This is a genomic window from Streptomyces sp. NPDC005808, from assembly GCF_042871385.1.
In the GTDB taxonomy this organism is placed as follows: Bacteria; Actinomycetota; Actinomycetes; order Streptomycetales; family Streptomycetaceae; genus Streptomyces.
Map to the genome: position 1 here is coordinate 109137 of NZ_JBIAIK010000011.1, position 21009 is coordinate 130145.

Annotated in this window: 19 protein-coding genes; 12 read left to right on the forward strand and 7 right to left on the reverse strand. The window is 70.1% G+C overall.

The annotated features are described in order from the left end of the window. Positions 1–4: 4 nt before the first annotated feature. Positions 5–502 carry a MarR family winged helix-turn-helix transcriptional regulator gene (locus ACFYPC_RS24110; RefSeq protein WP_388679724.1) on the reverse strand — a complete coding sequence of 166 codons (498 nt, stop codon included), beginning with the start codon at positions 500–502 and terminating at the stop codon, positions 5–7. Positions 503–776: 274 nt separating this feature from the next. Here ACFYPC_RS24110 and ACFYPC_RS24115 point away from each other — a divergent pair, with 274 nt between their 5' ends. The 3 genes from ACFYPC_RS24115 to ACFYPC_RS24125 all read left to right on the forward strand — a co-directional run bounded on the left by ACFYPC_RS24115 (position 777) and on the right by ACFYPC_RS24125 (position 4261). Further along, complete coding sequence (locus ACFYPC_RS24115; protein WP_388679727.1) at positions 777–1550, forward strand: putative protein N(5)-glutamine methyltransferase; 774 nt, start codon at positions 777–779, stop codon at positions 1548–1550. 119 nt (positions 1551–1669) lie between these two features. Then, complete coding sequence (locus tag ACFYPC_RS24120; protein WP_388679729.1) at positions 1670–3685, forward strand: FAD-dependent oxidoreductase; 2016 nt, start codon at positions 1670–1672, stop codon at positions 3683–3685. A 30-nt stretch (positions 3686–3715) separates the two neighbouring features. Then, on the forward strand, positions 3716–4261 hold the full coding sequence (locus ACFYPC_RS24125) for a PadR family transcriptional regulator (RefSeq protein WP_388679732.1): 546 nt from the start codon (positions 3716–3718) through the stop codon (positions 4259–4261). Between the two features lie 57 nt (positions 4262–4318). On the opposite strand, the gene ACFYPC_RS24130 is transcribed toward ACFYPC_RS24125, so the two are convergent. Together ACFYPC_RS24130 and ACFYPC_RS24135 are read right to left on the reverse strand one after the other, a co-directional pair. Continuing rightward, positions 4319–4852 carry a hypothetical protein gene (locus ACFYPC_RS24130; RefSeq protein WP_388679734.1) on the reverse strand — a complete coding sequence of 178 codons (534 nt, stop codon included), beginning with the start codon at positions 4850–4852 and terminating at the stop codon, positions 4319–4321. Between the two features lie 215 nt (positions 4853–5067). Beyond that, the gene (locus ACFYPC_RS24135; RefSeq protein WP_388679737.1) at positions 5068–6051 is read right to left on the reverse strand and encodes a fibronectin type III domain-containing protein; all 984 of its coding nucleotides are present in this window, start codon (positions 6049–6051) and stop codon (positions 5068–5070) included. A 358-nt stretch (positions 6052–6409) separates the two neighbouring features. Between ACFYPC_RS24135 and ACFYPC_RS24140 the strand changes: the two genes are divergently transcribed. Next, a complete protein-coding gene (locus ACFYPC_RS24140) occupies positions 6410–7111 on the forward strand; it encodes a glycoside hydrolase family 75 protein (RefSeq protein WP_388679740.1) in 702 nt (233 codons plus the stop codon). A gap of 25 nt (positions 7112–7136) precedes the next feature. Here the strand turns inward: ACFYPC_RS24140 and ACFYPC_RS24145 are convergent, their stop codons facing one another. The 3 genes from ACFYPC_RS24145 to dhaK all read right to left on the reverse strand — a co-directional run bounded on the left by ACFYPC_RS24145 (position 7137) and on the right by dhaK (position 9217). Then, positions 7137–7571, reverse strand: a complete 435-nt coding sequence (locus ACFYPC_RS24145; RefSeq protein WP_388679743.1) for a PTS-dependent dihydroxyacetone kinase phosphotransferase subunit DhaM — start codon at positions 7569–7571, stop codon at positions 7137–7139. After that, positions 7564–8163 carry a dihydroxyacetone kinase subunit DhaL gene (gene dhaL / locus ACFYPC_RS24150; RefSeq protein ID WP_388679746.1) on the reverse strand — a complete coding sequence of 200 codons (600 nt, stop codon included), beginning with the start codon at positions 8161–8163 and terminating at the stop codon, positions 7564–7566. The genes ACFYPC_RS24145 and dhaL overlap by 8 nt, the downstream gene beginning before the upstream one ends. A 61-nt stretch (positions 8164–8224) precedes the next feature. Next, positions 8225–9217, reverse strand: coding sequence for a dihydroxyacetone kinase subunit DhaK (gene dhaK / locus ACFYPC_RS24155; protein ID WP_388679749.1), 993 nt, complete (start codon positions 9215–9217; stop codon positions 8225–8227). A gap of 1778 nt (positions 9218–10995) precedes the next feature. Between dhaK and ACFYPC_RS24160 the strand changes: the two genes are divergently transcribed. Both ACFYPC_RS24160 and ACFYPC_RS24165 read left to right on the forward strand, forming a co-directional pair. Further along, the gene (locus ACFYPC_RS24160; protein ID WP_388679752.1) at positions 10996–11418 is read left to right on the forward strand and encodes a PPOX class F420-dependent oxidoreductase; all 423 of its coding nucleotides are present in this window, start codon (positions 10996–10998) and stop codon (positions 11416–11418) included. 225 nt (positions 11419–11643) lie between these two features. After that, positions 11644–12534, forward strand: coding sequence for an NAD(P)-dependent oxidoreductase (locus ACFYPC_RS24165; RefSeq protein WP_388679755.1), 891 nt, complete (start codon positions 11644–11646; stop codon positions 12532–12534). Between the two features lie 89 nt (positions 12535–12623). Here ACFYPC_RS24165 and ACFYPC_RS24170 read toward each other — a convergent pair whose 3' ends face one another. Beyond that, the gene (locus ACFYPC_RS24170) at positions 12624–13319 is read right to left on the reverse strand and encodes a type 1 glutamine amidotransferase domain-containing protein (protein ID WP_388679757.1); all 696 of its coding nucleotides are present in this window, start codon (positions 13317–13319) and stop codon (positions 12624–12626) included. 394 nt (positions 13320–13713) lie between these two features. Between ACFYPC_RS24170 and ACFYPC_RS24175 the strand changes: the two genes are divergently transcribed. From ACFYPC_RS24175 to ACFYPC_RS24200, 6 genes are all read left to right on the forward strand, one after another. Beyond that, a complete protein-coding gene (locus ACFYPC_RS24175; RefSeq protein ID WP_388679760.1) occupies positions 13714–14106 on the forward strand; it encodes a nuclear transport factor 2 family protein in 393 nt (130 codons plus the stop codon). A 57-nt stretch (positions 14107–14163) separates the two neighbouring features. Beyond that, positions 14164–14538, forward strand: coding sequence for a ferredoxin (locus ACFYPC_RS24180; protein ID WP_388679763.1), 375 nt, complete (start codon positions 14164–14166; stop codon positions 14536–14538). A gap of 130 nt (positions 14539–14668) precedes the next feature. After that, positions 14669–15847 (forward strand): acyl-CoA dehydrogenase family protein, encoded by a 1179-nt coding sequence (locus ACFYPC_RS24185; protein ID WP_388679764.1) that lies wholly within the window; start codon positions 14669–14671, stop codon positions 15845–15847. 96 nt (positions 15848–15943) lie between these two features. Continuing rightward, on the forward strand, positions 15944–16837 hold the full coding sequence (locus ACFYPC_RS24190) for an oxygenase MpaB family protein (protein ID WP_388679767.1): 894 nt from the start codon (positions 15944–15946) through the stop codon (positions 16835–16837). A gap of 63 nt (positions 16838–16900) precedes the next feature. Continuing rightward, positions 16901–19180, forward strand: a complete 2280-nt coding sequence (locus ACFYPC_RS24195) for a tetratricopeptide repeat protein (RefSeq protein WP_388679770.1) — start codon at positions 16901–16903, stop codon at positions 19178–19180. A gap of 223 nt (positions 19181–19403) precedes the next feature. Beyond that, on the forward strand, positions 19404–20975 hold the full coding sequence (locus ACFYPC_RS24200; RefSeq protein ID WP_388679772.1) for a phytoene desaturase family protein: 1572 nt from the start codon (positions 19404–19406) through the stop codon (positions 20973–20975). Positions 20976–21009: the final 34 nt, after the last annotated feature.

Consider the following 21009-nt stretch of genomic DNA (forward strand, 5'->3'; position numbering starts at 1 on the left):
CTGACTAGTTCTGGGCGCGCGTGGACGAGCCGCTGGGCGGCTCGTCCGTCGCCGCCGCGTTGTACCGCAGCAGATACGAGGCGAAACGCGCGAGATCCTCCTCGGGCCAGCCTGCCAACCGCTCACGGAACGCCACCCGACGGCTCGCGGTCACCTGGGCGAGGATCTCCGTGCCCCTGTCCGTCAGATGCAGCACCTGTACGCGGTGGTCCTCCGGGTCGAGCCGCCGCCCGATGAGCCCGGACCGCTCCAGGGCGGCCACCTGCCGGCTCACCGTGGACTTGTCCAGCGCGTAGTGGGCCGCGAGGTCGGTGGCACTGCAGCCGCCGCGCTCCTCCAGATGGCCCAGCAGGGTGTACGAGACCAGGGACAGTTCGGGGTGCATACGGCCGGCGTTCGCCCTGGCTCGCCGGGCGAACGCGGTCATCTCGCGCTGGATGGTCTCGACGGCTGTGTCGGCGGCGGTGACACCACTCTCCACGGACTCTTCGGCAACCTTCATGGGACCTCCCTCGCGCTACTGGTTGCACAGTACAACCTGACCGGCGGGAGCGCCCCGGCCGAGGAAAGGTGGAGGGGCCGGTCGCCGTCCGACCGACCCTGTTAATGTGTGCCGCGCCGGCTGTGGATCGCCCCAGCCAAGGAGTTGCCCAGGAGGTGAGACCCATTACCGCCAGTTCAGGTCGGGTGCTCTCACCTCAAGGCAAGGCGGCTCACCGCTCGTAGGCGGCAGCCGCGAGAGCGCCCTTCGGCTCACCGAAAGGCCCTCGGCTTTCATGCCCCCTCTTTTTGATTCCGTTGTCGCCGTACTCCGCTCCGCCGGCTGTGTCTTCGCCGAGGACGAGGCGGAGTTGATCCTCTCCACCGCAGGTACTCCGGCCGACATCGCCACCATGGTGGATCGGCGCGTCGCCGGACTTCCCCTTGAACACGTCCTCGGCTGGGCCGGGTTCCACGGTCTGCGCATCGCCGTGGAACCGGGCGTCTTCGTGCCCCGCCGCCGCACCGAGTTCCTCGTCGACCAGGCGGTCGCCCTCGCACGGGACGCGTCCCTCGTCGTGGACCTGTGCTGCGGCTCCGGCGCGGTGGGTGCCGCCCTGGCAGCCTGCCTCGGCGGGCCCGAACTGCACGCCGCCGACATCGACCCGGCCGCCGTGCGCTGCGCCCGCCGCAATGTCGCGCCCTTCGCCGGGCACGTCCACGAGGGCGACCTCTTCGCGGCGCTGCCCGACACCCTGCGCGGCCGCATCGACGTCCTGGTCGCCAACGTGCCCTACGTCCCCACCGACGAGGTCGGCCTGCTGCCCGCGGAGGCCCGCGACCACGAACCCCTCGTCGCACTCGACGGCGGCTCCGACGGACTCGACGTCCTGCGCCGCGTCGCCGCCGAGGCTCCGCAATGGCTGGCCCCCGGCGGCCGCCTCCTCGTCGAGACGAGCGAACGCCAGGCGTCCCGTGCCGTCGAGGCCCTCACCCACAGCGGCCTGACCGGCCGACTGGCCGTCTCGGAGGAGTTGTACGCCAACGTCGTGATAGGCACCAAAGCCTAGGACCCCTTGGGTATCCGGCCCCTGGAGGAAGTGAGCTACGGCATTGTGCAACTAGTTGCACAAGGTGTGCCCGGTCGTCTACAACAGACATCACGACACCGCGCACGGAGGACTGCCCGATGAGCCGCTACCCGCACCTTCTGACCCCGCTCGACCTGGGCTTCACCACCCTGCCCAACCGCGTGCTCATGGGCTCCATGCACGTGGGCCTGGAAGAGGCCGAGCGGGGCTTCGAGCGGATGGCGGAGTTCTACGCCACCCGGGCCCGGGGCGGCGTCGGCCTCATTGTCACCGGCGGGATCGCGCCGAACGAGGCCGGCCGGCCGTACGAGGGAGGCGCCAAGCTGACCACCGAGGCGGAGGCCCTGCAGCACGCCGAGATCACCGCCGCGGTGCACGGCGAGGGCGGCAGGATCGCCCTGCAGATCCTGCACTTCGGGCGGTACGCCTACCACCAGGACCTGGTCGCACCGAGCGCACTCCAGGCGCCGATCAGTCCCTTCGCCCCGCGTGCGCTCACCGACGCCGAGGTCGAGCAGACCATCGACGACTATGTGCGGGCCGCCCGGCTGGCGCGGCAGGCCGGCTACGACGGCGTCGAGATCATGGGTTCCGAGGGCTACCTGATCAACGAGTTCATCGCCGCCCAGACCAACAAACGCGAGGACCGCTGGGGCGGCTCGTACGAGAACCGCACGCGCTTCCCCCTGGAGATCGTCCGGCGGGTGCGCGAGGCGGTCGGCGAGGACTTCATCATCATCTACCGCCTGTCGATGCTGGACCTGGTGCCGGGCGGCTCTTCCCTGGCGGAGGTCATCAAGCTCGCCCGGGACGTCGAGGCGGCCGGAGCGACGATCATCAACACCGGCATCGGCTGGCACGAGGCCCGTATCCCCACCATCGCGACCTCGGTGCCGCGAGGGGCGTACGCCTGGGTGACCAAGAAGGTCATGGGCGCCGTCTCGATCCCCCTTGTCACCACCAACCGCATCAACACCCCCGAGCTCGCCGAGCAGTTGCTCGCCGACGGCCACGCCGACATGGTGTCGCTGGCTCGCCCGATGCTCGCCGACCCCGACTTCGTCGCCAAGGCTCAGGCGGGCCGGCCCGAGGCCATCAACACCTGCATCGGCTGTAACCAGGCCTGCCTGGACCACACCTTCAGCGGCAAGATCACCTCCTGCCTGGTGAACCCGCGTGCCTGCCACGAGACGGAACTCGTCCTCTCACCGACCAAGCTGCGCAAGCGAGTTGCCGTGGTCGGCGCGGGTCCCGCCGGACTCGCCTGTGCGGTCTCCGCGGCCGAGCGCGGTCACGACCTCACGCTGTTCGACGCCGCGTCGGAGATCGGCGGTCAGCTCAACGTGGCCCGCAAGGTCCCCGGAAAGCAAGAGTTCGACGAGACGATCCGCTACTTCCGTACCCAGCTCGAACTGCACGGCGTGGACGTGCGGTTGAACACCCGCGTCACCGCCGAGGACGTCTCCGGCTACGACGAGGTCGTGGTTGCGACCGGCGTCAGCCCGCGCACCCCCGAGATCCCCGGCATCGATCACCCCAGCGTCGTGGGCTACCTGGACGTGCTGCGCGACGGCGCCCCCGTCGGCGACCGTGTCGCGATCCTCGGCGCGGGCGGCATCGGCTTCGACGTCGCCGAGTACCTGACCGACAGCGGCGACAAGGCGAGCGAGGACCCGGCGGCGTACTTCCGGAACTGGGGCGTCGACATGGACTACCGGCTCCCCGGCGGCCTCGCCGCCCCCGAGCGCCCCGCCCCGCCGCGCACCGTCCACCTCCTCCAGCGCAAGACGTCCAAGGTCGGCGCCGGGCTCGGCAGGACCACCGGCTGGATCCACCGCGCCGAGCTCAAGCACCGTGGCGTCACCATGGTCGCGGGCGTCCGGTACGACCGGATCGACGACGCCGGACTGCACGTCACCGTCGAGGGACACAGCCAGGTCCTGGACGTGGACACGATCGTGCTCTGCACCGGGCAGGACCCGCGCCGCGACCTGTACGAGGAACTGCTCGCCGCGGGCGTGAACGTGCACCTCATCGGCGGCGCCGACGTGGCAGCCGAACTGGACGCCAAGCGTGCCGTCAAGCAGGGCACGGAGCTGGCGGCGGCGCTGTAGGGGCCCGCGCCCCGTCCCTAGGATGACCCCATGTCACTCCCGCACGCGATCCTCACGGCTCTCCTGGAGAGGCCGTCGTCGGGTCTCGAACTGACCCGGCGGTTCGACAAGTCGATCGGCTACTTCTGGTCGGCGACGCATCAGCAGATCTATCGCGAGCTGGGAAAGCTGGAGGCCGAGGGCCACATCCGCGCCCTGCAGTCCGAGCAGCCGGCCCGGGGGCGGAAGAAGAGCTACGAGGTCCTGCCCGCGGGCCGCGCCGAACTCGCCCGCTGGACCGCCGCTTCCCAGGACCCGAAGCCCATGCGCGACGCGATGCTGCTGCGGCTGCGCGCCTCGGCCGTCGTCGGCACCGCGGGCATCGAGGCGGACCTGCGTCGTCATCTCGGCCTCCACGAGCGGCAGTTGGGCGAGTACCAGGAGATCGAGGCGCGCGATTTCCCGCCTGGCAAGGACACGCCGCAGGACCGCCTGCGGCATCTCGTCCTGCGCGCCGGAATCGACCTGGAGACTTTCTGGACGCAGTGGCTGACCCATGCGCTGGAGGAGTTCGAGCAGTTGCCCGCGCACGAGTAGGCGGCCGTCCCGCCGACCGGAGTCGGGTGGACGGCCGCCGCGGTGAGGAACCCCGGATCAGAGCCGGTGCGGCTTGGCCCGCCGGCGCAGGAACCAGGCCCCCGCGATGGTGCCCGTGGCCACCAGCGCCGCGCCGCCCACCAGGGTGACGGCTCCGTAGTCCTTGGTCGCTCCGCCGAGGCCGCCCATGACTCCGAGCGAAGGCGTCGCGGAGACTCTGGGCGTCGAGGCTGCCGACACGACGATGGACTGGGTGCCCGCCGTCGTCCCGTCCTGGCAGACCACGATGACCGTGTAGGTGCCGGCACTCACACTCGACCAGGACGCCGCCTGACTGGTGCTCGTCCCCGTCAGGGCCACTTGCCGCCCCTGGGCGAAACTCCCCTGGCTACTGGTGAGCAGCGAAGCGTTGCCGAAGCTGCTGCCCTTGCTCGGACAGGCACTGGTCGTGACCGAAACCGTGGAACCGCTGGTGCTCACGGAGATCCCCGAACCCACTGCGACGGCCGGCGAGGCGGCCAGGGTGAGCGGAAGCGCAGCGGCGGCGGCCACGGTCAGGCCGGAGCGGAGAAATATCTGAGTAGTACGCATAGGACTGCCCTCCAGCGGCACGGTTGGCGGTACATCCCATGCGCCGCCGAGGATTGGAAAGGCCCGTGCTGCCTCCAGGGAGAGCCAACGTGTCTTTCATCCGGCCCGCATGCGGACGGGGACCGGGCAGGTGACGGATTCCATCGTCCGGCCGACGGGTGGGCACCGCGAGAAGGTACGCGGCCCGGGAAGGTCCGGGGAACCCGCGGCCCCGTCTACCCCTCGCTGCCCGTTGTCACCGTCCGCTCCGTCGAGTACCCGCCCCAGGTGCCGTCCGGCAGCTTCGCCCGGATCCGCACCCGGTGGGTGACGCCGGCGTCACGTCCCACATAGAAGCTGTAGGTCGCCTTCTCGCTCGGCGCGGTGCCGCCCCAGACCAGCGAGGTCGCGTCCTGCCCCTCGAGCTCGATCTGGTACTCCGTGATCACCCCGTCCGCTTCCGGCGGAACCCACGACAGATCGAGGTAGTACGCCCCGTCAGCGAGGTGGGTGCCAGCGCGGAAGTCGGTCGGCGCGGTGCCCTTTCCGTCGTCCGAACCGGGCGCGGTGGTGAGCCGCACGGCACCGCTCGCGGGGGAGACGTTGTCCGCCGCGTCCCGCGCCTTCACGGTGAAGGAGTAGCTGGTGCCGGGCCGCAAGCCGGTCACCACGGTCGCGGTCTGCGCCCCGCCCACGCTGTGGATCTTCGAGTCACCTTGATAGATGTCGTACGAGGCCACGCCACGGTTGTCCGTCGACTTCTCCCAGGACAGCTGTGCCGCTCCGCTCCCGACCGCCTTTCCGCTCGGACTGCCGGGGCGGGACGGCGCCTTGTCGTCGGCCGCTACGGCTGCCGGTGTGGTCGCGCGGACCTGCTTGCTGGGCGGACCGGGATTCCCCTCGGTGTTCAGCGCGCGGACCGTGAACACGTACGTCGTGGAGGGCTTGAGCCTGGTGATGTCCACCATGTACTCCGCGCCGGGTACTTCCTTGAGCTTCGTCATGCCGCGGTACACCACGTACCGGGAGACCTCGGGATCGCCGGACGCCCGGTTCCACATGACGTGCACACTGGTGGCGCTGCCCGCCGCGGCGGTGACGCCCATCGGTGCCGAGGGCAGCTTTCCGCCCTGGCTGTCGCTCTGTCCGCCCAGCCCACAGGACGTCAGGACGAGCAGCGAGCCGCAGATCAGCGCGTGGGGGACGCGTCGCACGGTCATGCCTTCCCTCGACGGGATTGGTCTGTACCTATAAGACACCGCTGACGCGACCACATCAAGAGGGCGGTGACCGTTCGTCGGACCGCCGTGGGATACGTATGCTGATTCTTGACGCGGCGCGAACTGAGCCCTTTGTCAGGGGAGTTCGTGTCCACGGCGCGGACCGCTGTCGTCGCTGTTCCCGCGCCGGCGAAGGCGGTCGAGTGGCCCGAGCCCACTGCGGCTCGGGCCCTCGGCCGCACACCGCCAGTTTCGGGGCCTGTGCACCGTCCGGGCCCCTCCCGGTGGACGGACCGTCAGATACGCACCAGATTTGGGCGAGTGACCGTCAATGTCCCCCAGGAGAGGGTCTCTCATCGTGCGTGTCCAGTCGCTGACGCTGGCCGTGGCAGGCGCCGCCCTGCTCGCTCCTGCCCCCGCCTCCGCGGCGCCTCCCGCCGCCGCCCGCGCGGGCGCTCCCGCGGTGGTGCGTGAGGGGGATGTCCAGGCCGCCGACCTGCTCGCGAAACTACGCGGCTGCGCCCAGATCTCGAAGGGGCGCTACCGCAGCGACGACGGCGCCCGTGCGAACATCCCCGTCTGCGGAAAACAGGGCGCGGTGTTCTGGAAGGCCGACATGGACATCGACTGCGACGGCCGCCCCGGCCGCCGCTGCAACAGCCGTACCGACCCGCTCTTCTCCGACGCCACCGCCTACCAGCAGTCCGACGGACGCCAGCTGGACGCCGAGAACCTCCCGTACATCGTCGTCCCCGGCGTCAGCAGCATCTGGAACCACCGGGACCACGACGTACGCGCCGGTTCGGTGGCCGCGGTGATCTACCGGGACCGCGTCCAGTACGCGGTCGTCGGCGACATCGGGCCGCGCCACATCATCGGCGAGGCCTCGTACGCCACCGCCAAGGCCCTGGGTATCCGCCCCGACCCGGTCGGCGGCGGGACGGACGCCGGGGTCACCTACCTGGTGTTCAAGGACTCCCGGGTCTCACCCATCGAGAGCCACCGGGCGGCGGTGACGCTGGGAGAGAGCCTGGCGCGCAAGTTCGTCAACGCGAACTGAGCCGGTGAGCCCGGCGTAGCGGGCCTCATTCCTTCCGGTACGAGTACGCCTCCGCCGCGGCCGCCGCCACCGCGGCGAGGTCCCCGCCTGCCGAGGCCGTGACGACAGCGGCCACGGCGCCCTCGACGAAGGGCGCGTCCACCAGCCGGGTGTCCGCGGGGAGCTCGTCGCCCTCGGCGAGCAGGGCCTTCACGGTGAGGACCGCGCTGCCGAGGTCCATGAGGACGGCGACGCCGGCGCCACGGTCCACGGAGGCGGCCGCGGCGGCGATCAGTTCGGCGCTCGTACCGAGACCGCCGTCCATGGTGCCGCCCGCCGGAGCGACGGGAGCCGTCGTACCGCCGCCCGCCAGACCCGTCGCCAGATCGGCGACCGAGGCGGCGACGGCCGCACTGTGGGACACCAGGACGATGCCGACGAGCTGAGGGCCGGCGTCGGCGGAGCCCGGGGCGTCACTCATCGGCTGCCTCCTCCAGCGCGGCGATCAGCAGCGCCGAGGAGGTGGCGCCGGGATCCTGGTGCCCGATGCTGCGCTCGCCCAGATAGCTCGCCCTGCCCTTGCGGGCCTGCAGCGGGATCGTCGAGGCGGCGCCCTCCTCGGCGGCGGTCCTCGCCGCGGCGAAGGACTCGGGGAGCTCGTCGACGGCCGGTACCAGCGCGTCGATCATGGTCTTGTCGCCGGGCGCGGCTCCGCCCAGCGTCATCACCGCGTCCACGCCCGTACGCAGTGCGTCGGCGAACTCGTCCTCGCTGACCTCGGCGGCATCCCCGAGAGCCTTACCGGTACGGCGCAGCAGGGTGCCGTACAACGGTCCGGACGCGCCCCCGACCGTCGAGATGAGCTGCCGTCCGGCGAGTGTGAGGACGGCGCCCGGTGTCTGTGGGGCCTCCTTCTCCAGCGTGGCCACCACGGCGGTGAACCCCCGCCTCAGATTGCTGCCGTGGTCGGCGTCGCCGATCGGCGAGTCCAGGGCGGTGAGCCGCTCAGCCTCGCGGTCCACGGACGCGGCGGTGGCCGTCATCCAACGGCGGAAGAAATCGGCGTCGAGCACGGAATCTCCTTGCGTGGTACGAACGTTGACCGAACCGGCGTGGGCGTCAGACTCGTGGGCGTCACACACCCCAGCGCAGGCCCGGTGTCTTCACCGGCGCGTTCCACAGCCGCAGCAGCTCCTCGTCGATCTGGCACAAGGTCACCGAGACGCCCGCCATGTCGAGCGAGGTGACGTAGTTGCCGACGAGGGTGTGGGCCACGACGACCCCGCGCTCGGTCAGCACCCGCTGCACCTCCGCGTTGAAGCCGTACAGCTCCAGCAGCGGCGTCGCGCCCATGCCGTTGACCAGGACCAGCACCGGATTGCGCGGATCGAGGTCCTCCAGGACGGCGTTCACCGAGAAGTCGGCGATCTCCCGTGAGGTCATCATCGCGCGTCGCTCCCGGCCCGGCTCGCCGTGGATGCCGACGCCCAGCTCCAGCTCCCCGGCCGGCAGGTCGAAGGTGGGGCTGCCCTTGGCCGGTGTGGAGCAGGCGCTGAGGGCGACGCCGAAACTCCGGGAGTTCTCGTTGACCTGGCGGGCCAGCGCCTCGACCCGCTCCAGCGGGGCGCCCTCCTCGGCGGCGGCGCCCGCGATCTTCTCCACGTACAGCGTCGCGCCCGTGCCGCGTCGCCCGGCCGTGTAGAGGCTGTCGGTGACGGCGACGTCGTCATTGACGAGGACCTTGGCGATCTGGATGCCCTCGTCCTCGGCGAGCTCGGCCGCCATGTCGAAGTTGAGCACGTCACCCGTGTAGTTCTTCACGATGAACAGCACGCCCGCGCCGCTGTCCACGGCGGCCGCGGCCCGCAGCATCTGGTCCGGCACCGGCGACGTGAAGACCTCGCCGGGACAGGCCGCCGAGAGCATTCCGGGACCCACGAAACCGCCGTGCAGCGGTTCGTGCCCCGAGCCGCCGCCGGAGACGAGGCCCACCCTGCCGGCCACCGGAGCGTCCCGCCGTACGATCACCCGGTTCTCCACGTCCACCGTCAGCTCCGGATGCGCGGCCGCCATGCCCCGCAGGGCATCCGCGACCACGGTCTCCGCCACGTTGATGAGCATTCTCATGGGTACCTCCTGGTGACACTCGCAGGCGAGTCTCTGACCTGTGTCTTTCCTGGTCAGAGTGGGTTACGTCAGTTCTTGATCTTGGCGGTCCGTTGCGGTCGAGAGCGGGTTCTGGCCGGGCGGATGCTGACTGCCTCAATGCTGACTCTGGTGATGGAGTGTCAGGTCTCTTGGGTTGGTCGAGCGAGGGTTGGTAATAGCGCCCCTGTGAGAAGTATCGACCTTGCGGGAGTGAAGGTCACGGGCTTGGACGCCCGTGGGCAGGCATGTCCGGCTGCCGGGGTCTGTCGATCGCGGCGGGTGTCGGAAAGGGGGCGGTGCGTGCAGCCTCGGTGGCGGCTGCGACGCATTTGTCCGGGCCCCTCGGCGTTGGCGCTCACGCGAGCCGCCGAACAGCGCACAAGAGGGCGCCCGCTACTACGACCCCCAACTCGGCCGCTTCACCCAACCCGACCCCTCCGGCCAGAAACCAACCCCTACCTATACGCCGACGGCGCCCCCGTCAACAACAGCGACCCGACAGGCCTGTTCAGTCTCTCCGCCGCCCTCGAAGTAGGAGAGAAGATCTTCAGCGCTGCCGTTGGCTGCCTGGCCGGAATTGGTGCTGCGGGTGAATCCGGAATCCTTACAGCAGCGACTGGCTTCTTTGGCGCGCCAGGCGGTTTGGCGGCTGGAACTCTCGCCTGTGGCGTCGGAGCGGGGGCTGCTTTGATAGGTGCGGACATCATCTCCTACGGGTAACAGGAGAGCGAGAACGGTCACAAACTGAGACAACGGAACCAAAGAGCAGAGTTTCCAGGTGGCAGCCTTTCCCTCTGACTGCCACCTGGAAACTGCCAGAACTTGGCGTTCTCTCTTGCGAGCTCTCCCGAAGAGAAGACACGGAACCGAACAAGGAGAAGTTGTGTCAATCAGTCCAGCCAAGAAGCTGACATGGTTCGTAGTAATAGGTACGGCGTTCGGATTGTTCTGCATTATCTTGGGCGCTCAAAGCCGGAACTATGCTCTTCTCGGAGCCGGGGTAGTTGCAACTGTTGGCGGATTTTCTCTGATCCTGATGGCGATATTTCGCCAGAGGTCAAGAAGATGAAATGGTCTGCGTTGGACGTACGCTGGCTTGCGTTGATCCGTGTCCTCGCCCGTGAGGCTTCCGCCCGCTCGCCGGCATCGGCCCCCAGGCGGTAGGCGTCTGGTCGATCACGACGACCGATTCGTCACTGGCCGCTGCCTTCAGCGCGTGGATCTCATCGAGCGTCGGGATGGTGATCTTGCGAGGAATGTACTCAGGCGGGATGACCTCTTCGACGACGCTCGCCGTGAAGGTATTCCTCCGGCGGGATTCGAGAATCGGTCGAGGACATGGTTGACGCGAGCGGATGCTTCCTGGGACGTAGTGACGCTGCCGAGTGAGTCAAATGGAGGCACCCGTGACGGCACCTTTGGCGACGCCGGGAACACCACTCCGTGATCGGTCCGGGCGGGCCGGTTCAAGGGCGGCGGGCGGCTGGAGGAACAAAGGTGACCATCACGGGTCCCGACGGCTGGTCCGTCGAAGGCTCCAGCGATCCGCCGAGGCTCCAGCGAGACGTGCTCATCCGTCACGGGCGTCGACTGACGACGTAACCCCTTGACCACGTCCAGTGGGGTGGTGCGGAATCCCGCTACCGGTATATGGCAGCGTGGACGCGTGCCCGATGGATCAACCTCCGAGATCCACCGCTCGGACACTGTGCGCAACCGCTACGGGGCCGCGCGCAGGACGACGTAGAGGAGAGCCCATGTCCAAGCCGCCGCTTCCCGAGGCCGCAGTCGCCATGCTGGGCAAGCCCAACCCGGCGGTCATCACCACCCTGCGGTCCGACGGGCAGCCGGTGTCCACGGCCACCTGGTACCTCTGGGAAGACGGGCGGGTGCTGGTCAACATGGACGAGGGCCGCAAGCGGCTCGACCACCTGCGCAACGACCCCCGGGTCACGCTGACGGTGCTCGACGAGGCCGACTGGTACACCCACGTGACGCTGATCGGACGCGTCGTGGAGATGCATGACGACAAGGGGCTGGCCGACATCGACCGGCTCTCCCGGCAGTACCTCGGCAAGCCGTACGCGCAGCGCGACCGGCGTCGCGTCAGCGCGTGGATCGAGGTCGACCGCTGGCACGGCTGGGGCGGCCTGCGGGACAGCGACCAGGTGTCCGGCTAGTGCCGTGTCCGGCGATTTTCGCCCGTGAAGGAGGGGCGGCCGGTGCGTGCTCCCGGCATGCCTACGGAGGCCCTTCTACCGGACCTACCCGGATCTTCGGCCGGTGCAGGCGTACGACGACGGGGCGAACGTCGCCTGTCACGGCCCTGGCCACCGGTCGGGCAGCCACCGCCCCCGCAGAGACCAGAAGTTCCACCGCACCATATGGACAGGGAAGTTGATGACATGACCGACAAGCTCACGGTGAGTGTGCTGGGCACCGGAATCATGGGGGCCGCGATGGCCCGCAACATCGCCCGCGCCGGGCACAACGTCCGCGCCTGGAACCGCAGCCGGGACAAGGCCGAGCCGCTTGCCGCCGACGGCGCGCACATCGCCGGCACGCCCGCCGAGGCGGTGGAGGGCGCCGACGTCGTCCTCACCATCCTGTACGACGGCCCCGCCGCACTGGACGTGATGCGGCAGGCCGCTCCCGCACTGAGCCCCGGTACCGCCTGGGTGCAGTCGACGACCGCCGGGACCGAGGCCATCGGCGAGCTGGCCGACTTCGCCCGCGAGAACGGGCTGGTCTTCTTCGACGCCCCGGTACTGGGGACCAGGCAGCCCGCGGAGGCCGGCCAGTTGCTCGTGCTGGCCGCGGGCCCGAGCCAGGGCCGGGACGCCGTCACGCCCGTTTTCGAGGCGGTCGGCGCCCGCACGGTGTGGACCGGCGAGGACGGTGCGGCGGGCAGCGCCACCCGGCTCAAGCTCGTCGCCAACAGCTGGGTCGTCGCGGTCAACAACGCGACCGGCGAGGTCCTGGCCCTGTCCAAGGCTCTCGGAGTGGACCCGCAGAGCTTCTTCGACGCCATCGAAGGCGGCCCGCTCGACATGGGCTATCTGCGCGCCAAGGCCGGGCTCATCCTGGAGGACCGACTGACCCCGGCCGCCTTCGCCGTGTCCACCGCCGCCAAGGACGCCCGGCTGATCGTCGAAGCCGCCGAGCGGAACGGTGTCCGGCTCGACATCGCGGCCGCCGGTGCCGAACGCCTCGCCCGCGCCGAGGCCCAGGGGCATGGCGACGAGGACATGGCGGCCGCCTACTTCGCCAGCTTCGACGAGGGGCGTGAGCCCTGATCCCGGACGGCGACAGCTGATGGGCGGGCGGCGCGCTCGACGCGAGGTCGGTCGCCCGCCCTGCCCTTCGAACCGCCGCCGCCCCTCGCTCAGGCCAGCTTCTTCAGCAGTTCGGCGGCGAGCGGGGCGGCGGAGGCCGGGTTCTGGCCGGTGACCAGATTGCGGTCGACGACCACGTGCGGGGCCCACGGCTCGCCCTCCTGGAAGTCGACGCCCGCCTCGACCAGACGGTCCTGGAGCAGCCACTCGGCCTTGTCGGCGAAACCGGCCTGCGCCTCCTCGACGTTGGTGAAGCCGGTGATCCGATAGCCGGCGAACGCGTTGGCGCCGTCCGGGCCGGTGGCGGCGAGCAGTGCGGCCGGGGCGTGGCACACCACACCGAGCGGCTTGCCCGAAGCCAGCGCGCGGGTGAGCAGCCGGCCGGACTCCTCGTCGACCGCGAGATCCTCCATCGGACCGTGACCACCCGGGTAGACGACGGCCGCGTAGCCGCTCAGGTCCACTTCATCGAGCTTGACGGGCTTGTGGAGTTCGTCGAACGAGGCGAGGGCGGCGGCGACCCTGTCGGAGCCCTCCTGTCCGCCGTTGAACTCGGGTGCCAGGCTCCCCTGATCCACCGTCGGCACGACGCCGCGTGGCGTGGCGACGACGACCTCGTGTCCCGCAGCCTTGAATGCCTCGTACGGTGCGACGGCCTCCTCGGCCCAGAAGCCGGTCGGGTGCTGGGTGCCGTCGGCGAGCGTCCAGTGGTCGGCGCCGGTCAGTACGAACAGGATCTTCGACATGGCGTTGCTCCGGGGGTCGGGCCCTGACGGGCATGGGCAGCGAACGGGATCTGCTTCACTCACCTGCCCTGACACTCCGTCTTCACATCATCAGGGCGGCGATGTCCCCGACGCTATGCCGCCCGGAGACGAGCGGCCAGCAGGGAACCCTGGCAGTCACCGGCATCCAGTGGCCCGGCCTGCTGCCGTACCGCGGCGCACATCCGCGCGTAGCGGGCCGGCTTGGCGCGCTCACGCCAGCCGTTCGGCGATGGCCGCCCGTACGGTGCCCGCGTCCCCCGCGTCCCCCGCGCCGACCGCCTGGACACCCGCACCGGCGACTAATCTGTCCCGCACCTGATCAATTGGTTGAGTATCACTCTTCGTGACTTTTCGAGTAGGAGAGGCGGGCGTCATGAACCCCTTCCGCAAGGCCGTAGAGGCGGGCGACCTCGCTGCGATCGAGGAACTGCTGGCTGACGACGTCGTGTTCACCAGCCCCGTCGTCTTCAAGCCCTATCCGGGCAAGGCGATCACCGCGGCCATCCTGCGCGGCGCCACCCGTGTGTTCACCGACTTCCGCTACGTCCGTGAGATCGCCGACGCCGGTGGCCGTGACCACGCGCTGGTCTTCAAGGCGACGGTCGGCGGCAAGGAGATCGAGGGCTGCGACTTCCTGCACTTCGACGAGGACGGCAGGATCGACGAGTTGACGGTCATGGTCCGCCCGCTCTCGGCGGCCAACGCGCTCGCCGAGGCGATGGCGGAGCAGTTCGAGCGGATCGCGCAGGAGGCGGCGGGCGCGTGAGCGCAGTCCAGCGCTCCTCGCGGGTTTGACGCGGTTCCCTTCGGCTACCCGCGCGTTGTGACCACGACGACATCCCAACAGGAGCTCTTCCGATTCCTGGAGGACCGCTTCGCCTGCGCCCAGGCCTGCACCGAATGCGCCCGGGCGTGTGCGACCAGCGCGAGCTGCGTGAATCCGGACGGGCCGAAGGAACAGCAACTCATGCGCCGGGAGGGCATTCTGTGCGCGGAAGTGTGCGACGCGACTTGTCGTGTGCTGTCCGAGCAGCTCCATCAGGACGAGGCGGCCATCCGGGTCCAGGTGGAGTGGTGCCGCACGGTCTGTCTGGAGAGCGCGCAGGTCTTCGACGACTTCGCCGGGGCCGAGGACGCGGCGAAGGCCTGCCGTGAATGCGCCCAGGTGTGCATGGAGTTCATCGCCACGCTGAGCTGAGCGCACCTCAGACTCGAGATCTGGTCCCTTCGAGGCCGTCACCGGCATTCCCAATTTCTGCAACGCGTTCTACCGTGTGCGCCGTCAAGCCCGGGAGAACCAGCTCAGTCAGTGGGAGCCAGGAGGCGCCGTGCATCTCGAATACACGCCAGAGCAGCAGCGGTTGCGCACCGAACTGCGCGGCTACTTCGCCGAGTTGGTACCCGATCACGCCTACGCCCGGTACGCCGACCGGGCCGCTCAGAAGCGTTTCTACCGCGACACCATCCGTCGCCTCGGCACGGACGGCTGGCTGGGCGTGGGCTGGCCCAAGGAGTACGGCGGGCGCGGGCTCAGCCCGATGGAGCAGTTCATCTTCTTCGACGAGGCGGCCCAGGCGGTCGTACCCCTGCCGTTGATGGCACTGAACACGGTCGGCCCGACGATCATGCAGTTCGGCACGGAGGAGCAGAAGAGGTACTTCCTGCCCAGGATCCTGTCCGGCGAGATCGACTTCGCGATCGGCTACAGCGAGCCTGACGCGGGTACGGACCTGGCCGCCCTGAAGACGAGAGCGGTCAGGGACGGCGACGACTACATCGTCGACGGACAGAAGATCTGGACGACGAACGGCGACACGGCCGACTGGGTCTGGCTCGCCGTCCGTACCGACCCCACCGCCCCGCCGCACAAGGGCATCACGATGCTCCTCGTCCCGACCTCCGACCCCGGATACTCCTGCACCCTCATCAACACCCTGGCCTCGCACGACACCACCGCGAGCTACTACGAGAACGTCCGCGTGCCCGTCTCGCGCCGTGTCGGGGAGGAGAACAAGGGCTGGCGGCTGATCACCAACCAGCTCAATCACGAGCGCGTCACCCTCGCCGCGCACGGCACCATGGCGATCCGCGCCCTGCACGACGTGCAGCACTGGGCGATGGAGACCAAGCTCGCCGACGGCCGCCGTGTCATCGATCTGCCCTGGGTGCGCCGCCGGCTGGCTCAGACCCACACCCGGCTCGACGCCATGAAGCTCCTCAACTGGCAGATGGTGAATGCCGTCCAGGACGGTTCCCTCACCCCGCAGGACGCCTCCGCGGTCAAGGTGTACGGCTCCGAGGCCCGCCGGGACGCCTATGCCTGGCTGATGGAGGTCGTCGCCGCCCCGGCCGCTCTCAAGGAAGGCTCTGCGGGCGCGGTCCTCCACGGCGAACTCGAACGCGGCTACCGGTCAGCGGTGATCTTCACCTTCGGCGGCGGCAACAACGAGATCCAGCGGGAGATCATCTCGTGGATCGGTCTGGGGATGCCACGGGTGCGGCGATAGCCGGCTTCGGAGAGGTGTCCGCCCGCCTCCATCCCGCGCCGCGGCTGACCACGCTGCGGAAACGTCCCCGGGCACCGCGAAAAGCCGACGGCGCGGATGGTGCCGACAGCAAGGACCGGCCACACTGCTCGTGTGGACGCCTTTCGGGCAGGTGACCCAGGACTCTTCACTCCGGATTCGGTGACCTGGCAGATGCACGGCGACCCGATGATGTGGGTCGCCGGAGTCCGCGCGCTCTACCTGCAGGCCCTGCACCCGCGGGCAGTGCGGGGAGTCATGCAGAATTCCGACTTCCGGCGTGACGCGTGGGGACGGCTGATGCGCACCGCGAACTTCGTGGGGACGACGACCTACGGGACCAGTGAAGCCGCTGAGAAGGCAGGGACGCGCGTACGGAAGATTCACACGATGCTCACAGCCGTCGACCCGGAGACGGGGGAGCGGTACCGGATCGACCAGCCGGAGCTGCTGTTGTGGGTGCACTGCGCGGAGATCGACTCCTATCTGCACGTCGTACGGCGCTCGGGGTTCCGCCTCACCGACGCGCAGGCCGACCAGTACATCGGTGAACACCGGGTCAGCGCACGGCTGGTGGGGCTCGACCCCGACGACGTACCCGCGGACCGGGCCCAACTGGCCGGGTACTTCGAGAAGGTGCTGCCCGAGCTGGCGGCGGGTCCGGAGGCGCGGGACGTGGACGACTTCCTGTTGCGCCCGCCGACACACCCGTTGCTCGTACCGGCGCGCGCTGTGCTGTGGCGGCGTGTGGCGCAGCTGGCGTACGCCTCTCTGCCGTCGTACGCCCACGAGTTGTACGGCAGGACGGCCCCGCCGCCCGCCGCGGTGACCCGGCGCCTGCGTGTCACGGGCACCATGCTGCGCTGTGTTCCCGCCCGTCTGCGCTGGCAACTTCCGCCCAAACACATTCTGCGCGCCATGTCACGACTGGGCCCCGGCTCCCGCCCGGCGCCGTACAAAGTCGACAGATAACTCGCCATACTGGACGGGCCGGGGAGGGCGCGGGGTGAGCATCGACGGGGGCGGTCGCAGGAGATGGCGGACACCAGACTGATCCAGAGCCGGTACCGGCTGCTCGATCTCATAGGGCGCGGCGGTATGGGTGAGGTGTGGCGGGCGCGGGACGAGTCCCTCGGCCGTCAGGTGGCGGTCAAGTGCCTCAAGCCCCTTGGACCGCACCACGATCAGTCCTTCACCCGCGTGCTGCGGGAGCGGTTCCGGCGCGAGGCACGGGTGGCCGCCGCCCTCCAGCACCGCGGGGTGACGGTGGTCCACGACTTCGGCGAGTCCGACGGCGTGCTGTATCTGGTGATGGAACTTCTGGAAGGGCGGAACCTCAGCCAGCTCCTGGAGGACAACAAGCAGCATCCGCTGCCGGTCGCCGACGTCATCGACGTCGCCGACCAGGTGGCCGCGGCCCTCGCCTACACACATCAACAGGGCATCGTGCACCGTGACCTGAAGCCCGCGAACATCATGCGGCTCTCCGACGGCACGGTGAAGATCTGCGACTTCGGCATCGCACGCCTCGGCCACGACATCGGGTTCACCTCGCGTCTGACCGGCACCGGTATCGCGATGGGCACCCCGCACTACATGTCGCCCGAGCAGATCGGCGGCACCCACGTCGACCAGCGCAGCGATCTGTACTCCTTCGGCTGCGTGCTCTACGAAATCGCCACCGGGGCGCCGCCGTTCGACCTCGACGACGCATGGGCGGTCCTCGTCGGCCACCGGGACACGGCGCCGGAACCGCCGCGCAACCACCGGGCTGAACTCCCCGAGTACTTCGAGAAGATCATTCTGGATCTGCTCGCCAAGGAGCCCGAGGAGCGCCCGCAGGACGCCCGCGAACTCGGCCACCGGATCAGCGCGGGCCGCGCGCCCGGCATGTACGTGCCGACCGTGGTGTCTCCCGTCGTACGACAACACGCCATGGATCAGCATCCGTTGGCGCCCTCGGTCCAGGCGCGCCCCGAGCTGCCGCCGTCGCGCGAATCCCGGCTGCCCTCCTGGACCCGGGGTATGACGACGGGCCACAAGGCGACCGGCGCCGGCTTGCGCGCCGCACCGCCGGACGCCTCCGCGGGCCTCACCGGCGAGTGGATCGCGCGTCCGTCAGCGGCGGTGGCACGGGAGATCGAGCACACCGAACGTCCCACTCCCTCACCGGAGGCGGTCACCGCCCTGGCAGGGCGGCACAGCGCTGGGCTGAGTCTCGGGCGGCTCGGCCGGTGGACCGAGGCCGGCGAGGTGCACCGCGCGGTCGCCGCCGAGCGGGAACACGTCCTCGGCCCCGATCACCCCGACACGCTCGCCAGCCGCTACGAGGTCGGATTCACCCTCAGTCGCACCGGACGCCCCGCCGAGGCACTGCGCGAGTACGCGCATGTCGCCCGGGCCAGGGAGCGGGTGCTCGGCCCCGACCACGCCGACACGCTCGCCGCGCGGCAGGAAATGGCGTACGTGCTGGGCCAGTTGGGCCGCCACTTCGAGGCGCACCAGGCCTATGCGTCGGTGCTCGCCGCCCGGGAGCGTGCCATGGGCGCCGATCACCCGGACACCCTGCGCTGCCGCCACAACCTCGCCTTCAACCTGAGCAGACTGGGCCGACTGGAGGACTCGTACCGCATGGCGAGCGAGGTGGCGTCCGCCCGTGCCCGGGTCCTTGGCGCGACGCACCCCGACACGCTGGTAACCCGCTACGAAGTCGCCTACGCGCTGGGCCAGTTGGGGCGCTGGCCCGAAGCCCTGCACACCTACCGTGAGGTGGCCGAGGCCCGCGCGCAGGCACTGGGTCCCGATCACCCGGACACCCTCGCCGCCCGCTACGAGGTCGGCATCAGCCTCGGCCGCCTCGGCCGCAGCGCGCAGGCCCTGGAGCTGTACCGCGACCTGATCGACGACCGCACCCGGGTGCACGGGGCCGCGCATCCCGAGACCCTGCGCGCCCGGCACGGCCTCGGCGTCAACCTCGGCCGGATGGGCCGCTGGGAGGAGGCCCTCGCGGAGTCCCGCGACGTGTGCGCCATCCGTGAACGAGTCCTCGGCGCCGACCATCCCGACACCCTTGTCAGCCGCCGAGAGGTCGCCGTCGGCCTCGGCTGGCTCGGCCGCTGGTCCGACGCGCTCACCGAGTACCGCGAGGTGGCCTCCGCCCGAGAGCGGGTCCTCGGGGCCGACCATCCCGACGCGCTTGCCAGTCGCAACGACGAAGCCCACTGTCTGGAGCAGCTGGGACGGCGGCAGGAGGCGGTGGAGCTGTACCGGAGGGTGGCGGCGTTGCGGCAGCAGCGGGCGGCCGGGGGGCAGTGACGGGTGGTGGAGTGGTGGGGTGGTGGGTTTTCGCCCCCGCCGCCCCTACCCGTCCCTTCTTTCTGGGGCTGCGCCCCGACCCCCTGGGTCGTTTGTTCGCTGCGGGCCGTGGGGGCTTGTCGCGCGGTTCCCCGCGCCCCTGCGGGGACGTCGCCCCATACGGGCGCCCGCCGCCTGCCGCGTAACCCTGGCCGTTGTAGATCATCGCGTGCTACCAAGAAGCATGCCTGCACTCGAGGGATACGACGCCGTGATCGTCGGCGGGGGCCACAACGGCCTCGTCGCCGCTGCCTACCTGGCCCGGGCCGGCCGGTCGGTGGTGGTGCTGGAGCGCCTGGGGACGACCGGCGGTGCCGCGGTGTCCACGCGGCCGTTCACCGGGGTCGACGCACGCCTGTCGCGCTACTCGTACCTGGTCAGCCTGCTGCCCCGGAAGATCGTGCGGGATCTCGGCCTGAACTTTCGGGTACGCGGGCGCACCGTCTCCTCGTACACACCCGTCGAGCGGAACGGAAAGCCGACCGGCCTGCTCGTCGGCGGTGGCGAGCGGCGCACCCGCGAGGCCTTCGCGCGGCTGACCGGATCGGACAGCGAGTACGCGGCGTGGCAGCGGTTCTACGGCATGACGGGCCGTGTCGCCCAGCGGGTTTTCCCGACGCTCACGGAGCCCTTGCCCACGCGTGACGAGCTGCGCCGGCGGGTCGACGACGAGGAGGCCTGGCGGGTTCTCTTCGAGGAACCGGTCGGCGCCGCCGTGGAGGAGTACTTCGCGGACGACCTCGTACGCGGTGTCGTCCTCACCGACGCCCTCATCGGGACCTTCGCGGACGCCCACGACCCCTCACTGCGGCAGAATCGCTGCTTCCTCTACCACGTCATCGGAGGTGGCACCGGAGCCTGGGACGTGCCCGTCGGCGGCATGGGAGCCCTGACCGACGCGATCGCCGCGGCGGCACGCAACGCGGGCGTCGTGATCGCGACCGGCCACGAGGCGGTACGGATCGACACGGACGGGCAGGCCGCCGAGGTCACCTACCGCAGCGCGGACGGCGAGGGCGTCATCGCGACCCGGCACGTCCTGGTGAACGCCTCGCCGCAGGAGCTCGCGCGCCTCACCGGCGACGAACCGCCCACCCCGGCCGAGGGCGCCCAGCTCAAGGTGAACATGCTCCTGAAGCGGCTGCCGAGGCTTCGCGACACCTCCGTCGACCCGCGCGAGGCGTTCTCCGGGACTTTCCACATCGCCGAGGGGTACGAGCAGCTGGCCACCGCCCACGCGCAGGCCGCGTCCGGCGAACTGCCCACCGCGCCTCCCTCCGAGATCTACTGCCACTCGCTCACCGACCCGAGCATCCTCGGCCGGGATCTGGTCGAGCAGGGCTACCAGACCCTCACGCTCTTCGGGCTCCACACGCCGGCCCGGCTCTTCGCGCGAGACAACGAGGCGGTACGCGACGAACTGCTGAAGTCGACCCTGGCGCAGTTGGACGCGTACCTCGCCGAACCGCTCGTCTCCTGCCTGGCCACCGACGCCGACGGCCGCCCCTGCGTCGAGGCGAAGACCCCGCTCGACCTGGAACGCGAGCTGCGGCTGCCGGGCGGCAACATCTTCCACCGCGACCTCGCCTTCCCTTACGCGCAGGAGGGTACGGGCCGCTGGGGTGTGGAGACCCGGCACCCGAACGTCCTGCTGTGCGGGGCGGGCGCCGTGCGGGGCGGCGGGGTGAGCGGCGTGCCTGGGCACAACGCGGCGATGGCCGTGCTGGAGGAGCGAGACCCCGGAGACCTCGGCTAGGCCGTTCACCTGGCCGGGGAAGCCTTGTGACGGG

Bases quoted from the DNA above. Each gene is read 5' to 3' on its own strand.
- ACFYPC_RS24110 (WP_388679724.1), bottom strand. From the start codon at position 502: ATGAAGGTTGCCGAAGAGTCCGTGGAGAGTGGTGTCACCGCCGCCGAC.
- ACFYPC_RS24115 (WP_388679727.1), top strand. From the start codon at position 777: ATGCCCCCTCTTTTTGATTCCGTTGTCGCCGTACTCCGCTCCGCCGGC.
- ACFYPC_RS24120 (WP_388679729.1), top strand. From the start codon at position 1,670: ATGAGCCGCTACCCGCACCTTCTGACCCCGCTCGACCTGGGCTTCACC.
- ACFYPC_RS24125 (WP_388679732.1), top strand. From the start codon at position 3,716: ATGTCACTCCCGCACGCGATCCTCACGGCTCTCCTGGAGAGGCCGTCG.
- ACFYPC_RS24130 (WP_388679734.1), bottom strand. From the start codon at position 4,852: ATGCGTACTACTCAGATATTTCTCCGCTCCGGCCTGACCGTGGCCGCC.
- ACFYPC_RS24135 (WP_388679737.1), bottom strand. From the start codon at position 6,051: ATGACCGTGCGACGCGTCCCCCACGCGCTGATCTGCGGCTCGCTGCTC.
- ACFYPC_RS24145 (WP_388679743.1), bottom strand. From the start codon at position 7,571: ATGAGTGACGCCCCGGGCTCCGCCGACGCCGGCCCTCAGCTCGTCGGC.
- dhaK (WP_388679749.1), bottom strand. From the start codon at position 9,217: ATGAGAATGCTCATCAACGTGGCGGAGACCGTGGTCGCGGATGCCCTG.
- ACFYPC_RS24160 (WP_388679752.1), top strand. From the start codon at position 10,996: ATGTCCAAGCCGCCGCTTCCCGAGGCCGCAGTCGCCATGCTGGGCAAG.
- ACFYPC_RS24165 (WP_388679755.1), top strand. From the start codon at position 11,644: ATGACCGACAAGCTCACGGTGAGTGTGCTGGGCACCGGAATCATGGGG.
- ACFYPC_RS24170 (WP_388679757.1), bottom strand. From the start codon at position 13,319: ATGTCGAAGATCCTGTTCGTACTGACCGGCGCCGACCACTGGACGCTC.
- ACFYPC_RS24175 (WP_388679760.1), top strand. From the start codon at position 13,714: ATGAACCCCTTCCGCAAGGCCGTAGAGGCGGGCGACCTCGCTGCGATC.
- ACFYPC_RS24190 (WP_388679767.1), top strand. From the start codon at position 15,944: ATGGTGCCGACAGCAAGGACCGGCCACACTGCTCGTGTGGACGCCTTT.
- ACFYPC_RS24195 (WP_388679770.1), top strand. From the start codon at position 16,901: ATGGCGGACACCAGACTGATCCAGAGCCGGTACCGGCTGCTCGATCTC.
- ACFYPC_RS24200 (WP_388679772.1), top strand. From the start codon at position 19,404: ATGCCTGCACTCGAGGGATACGACGCCGTGATCGTCGGCGGGGGCCAC.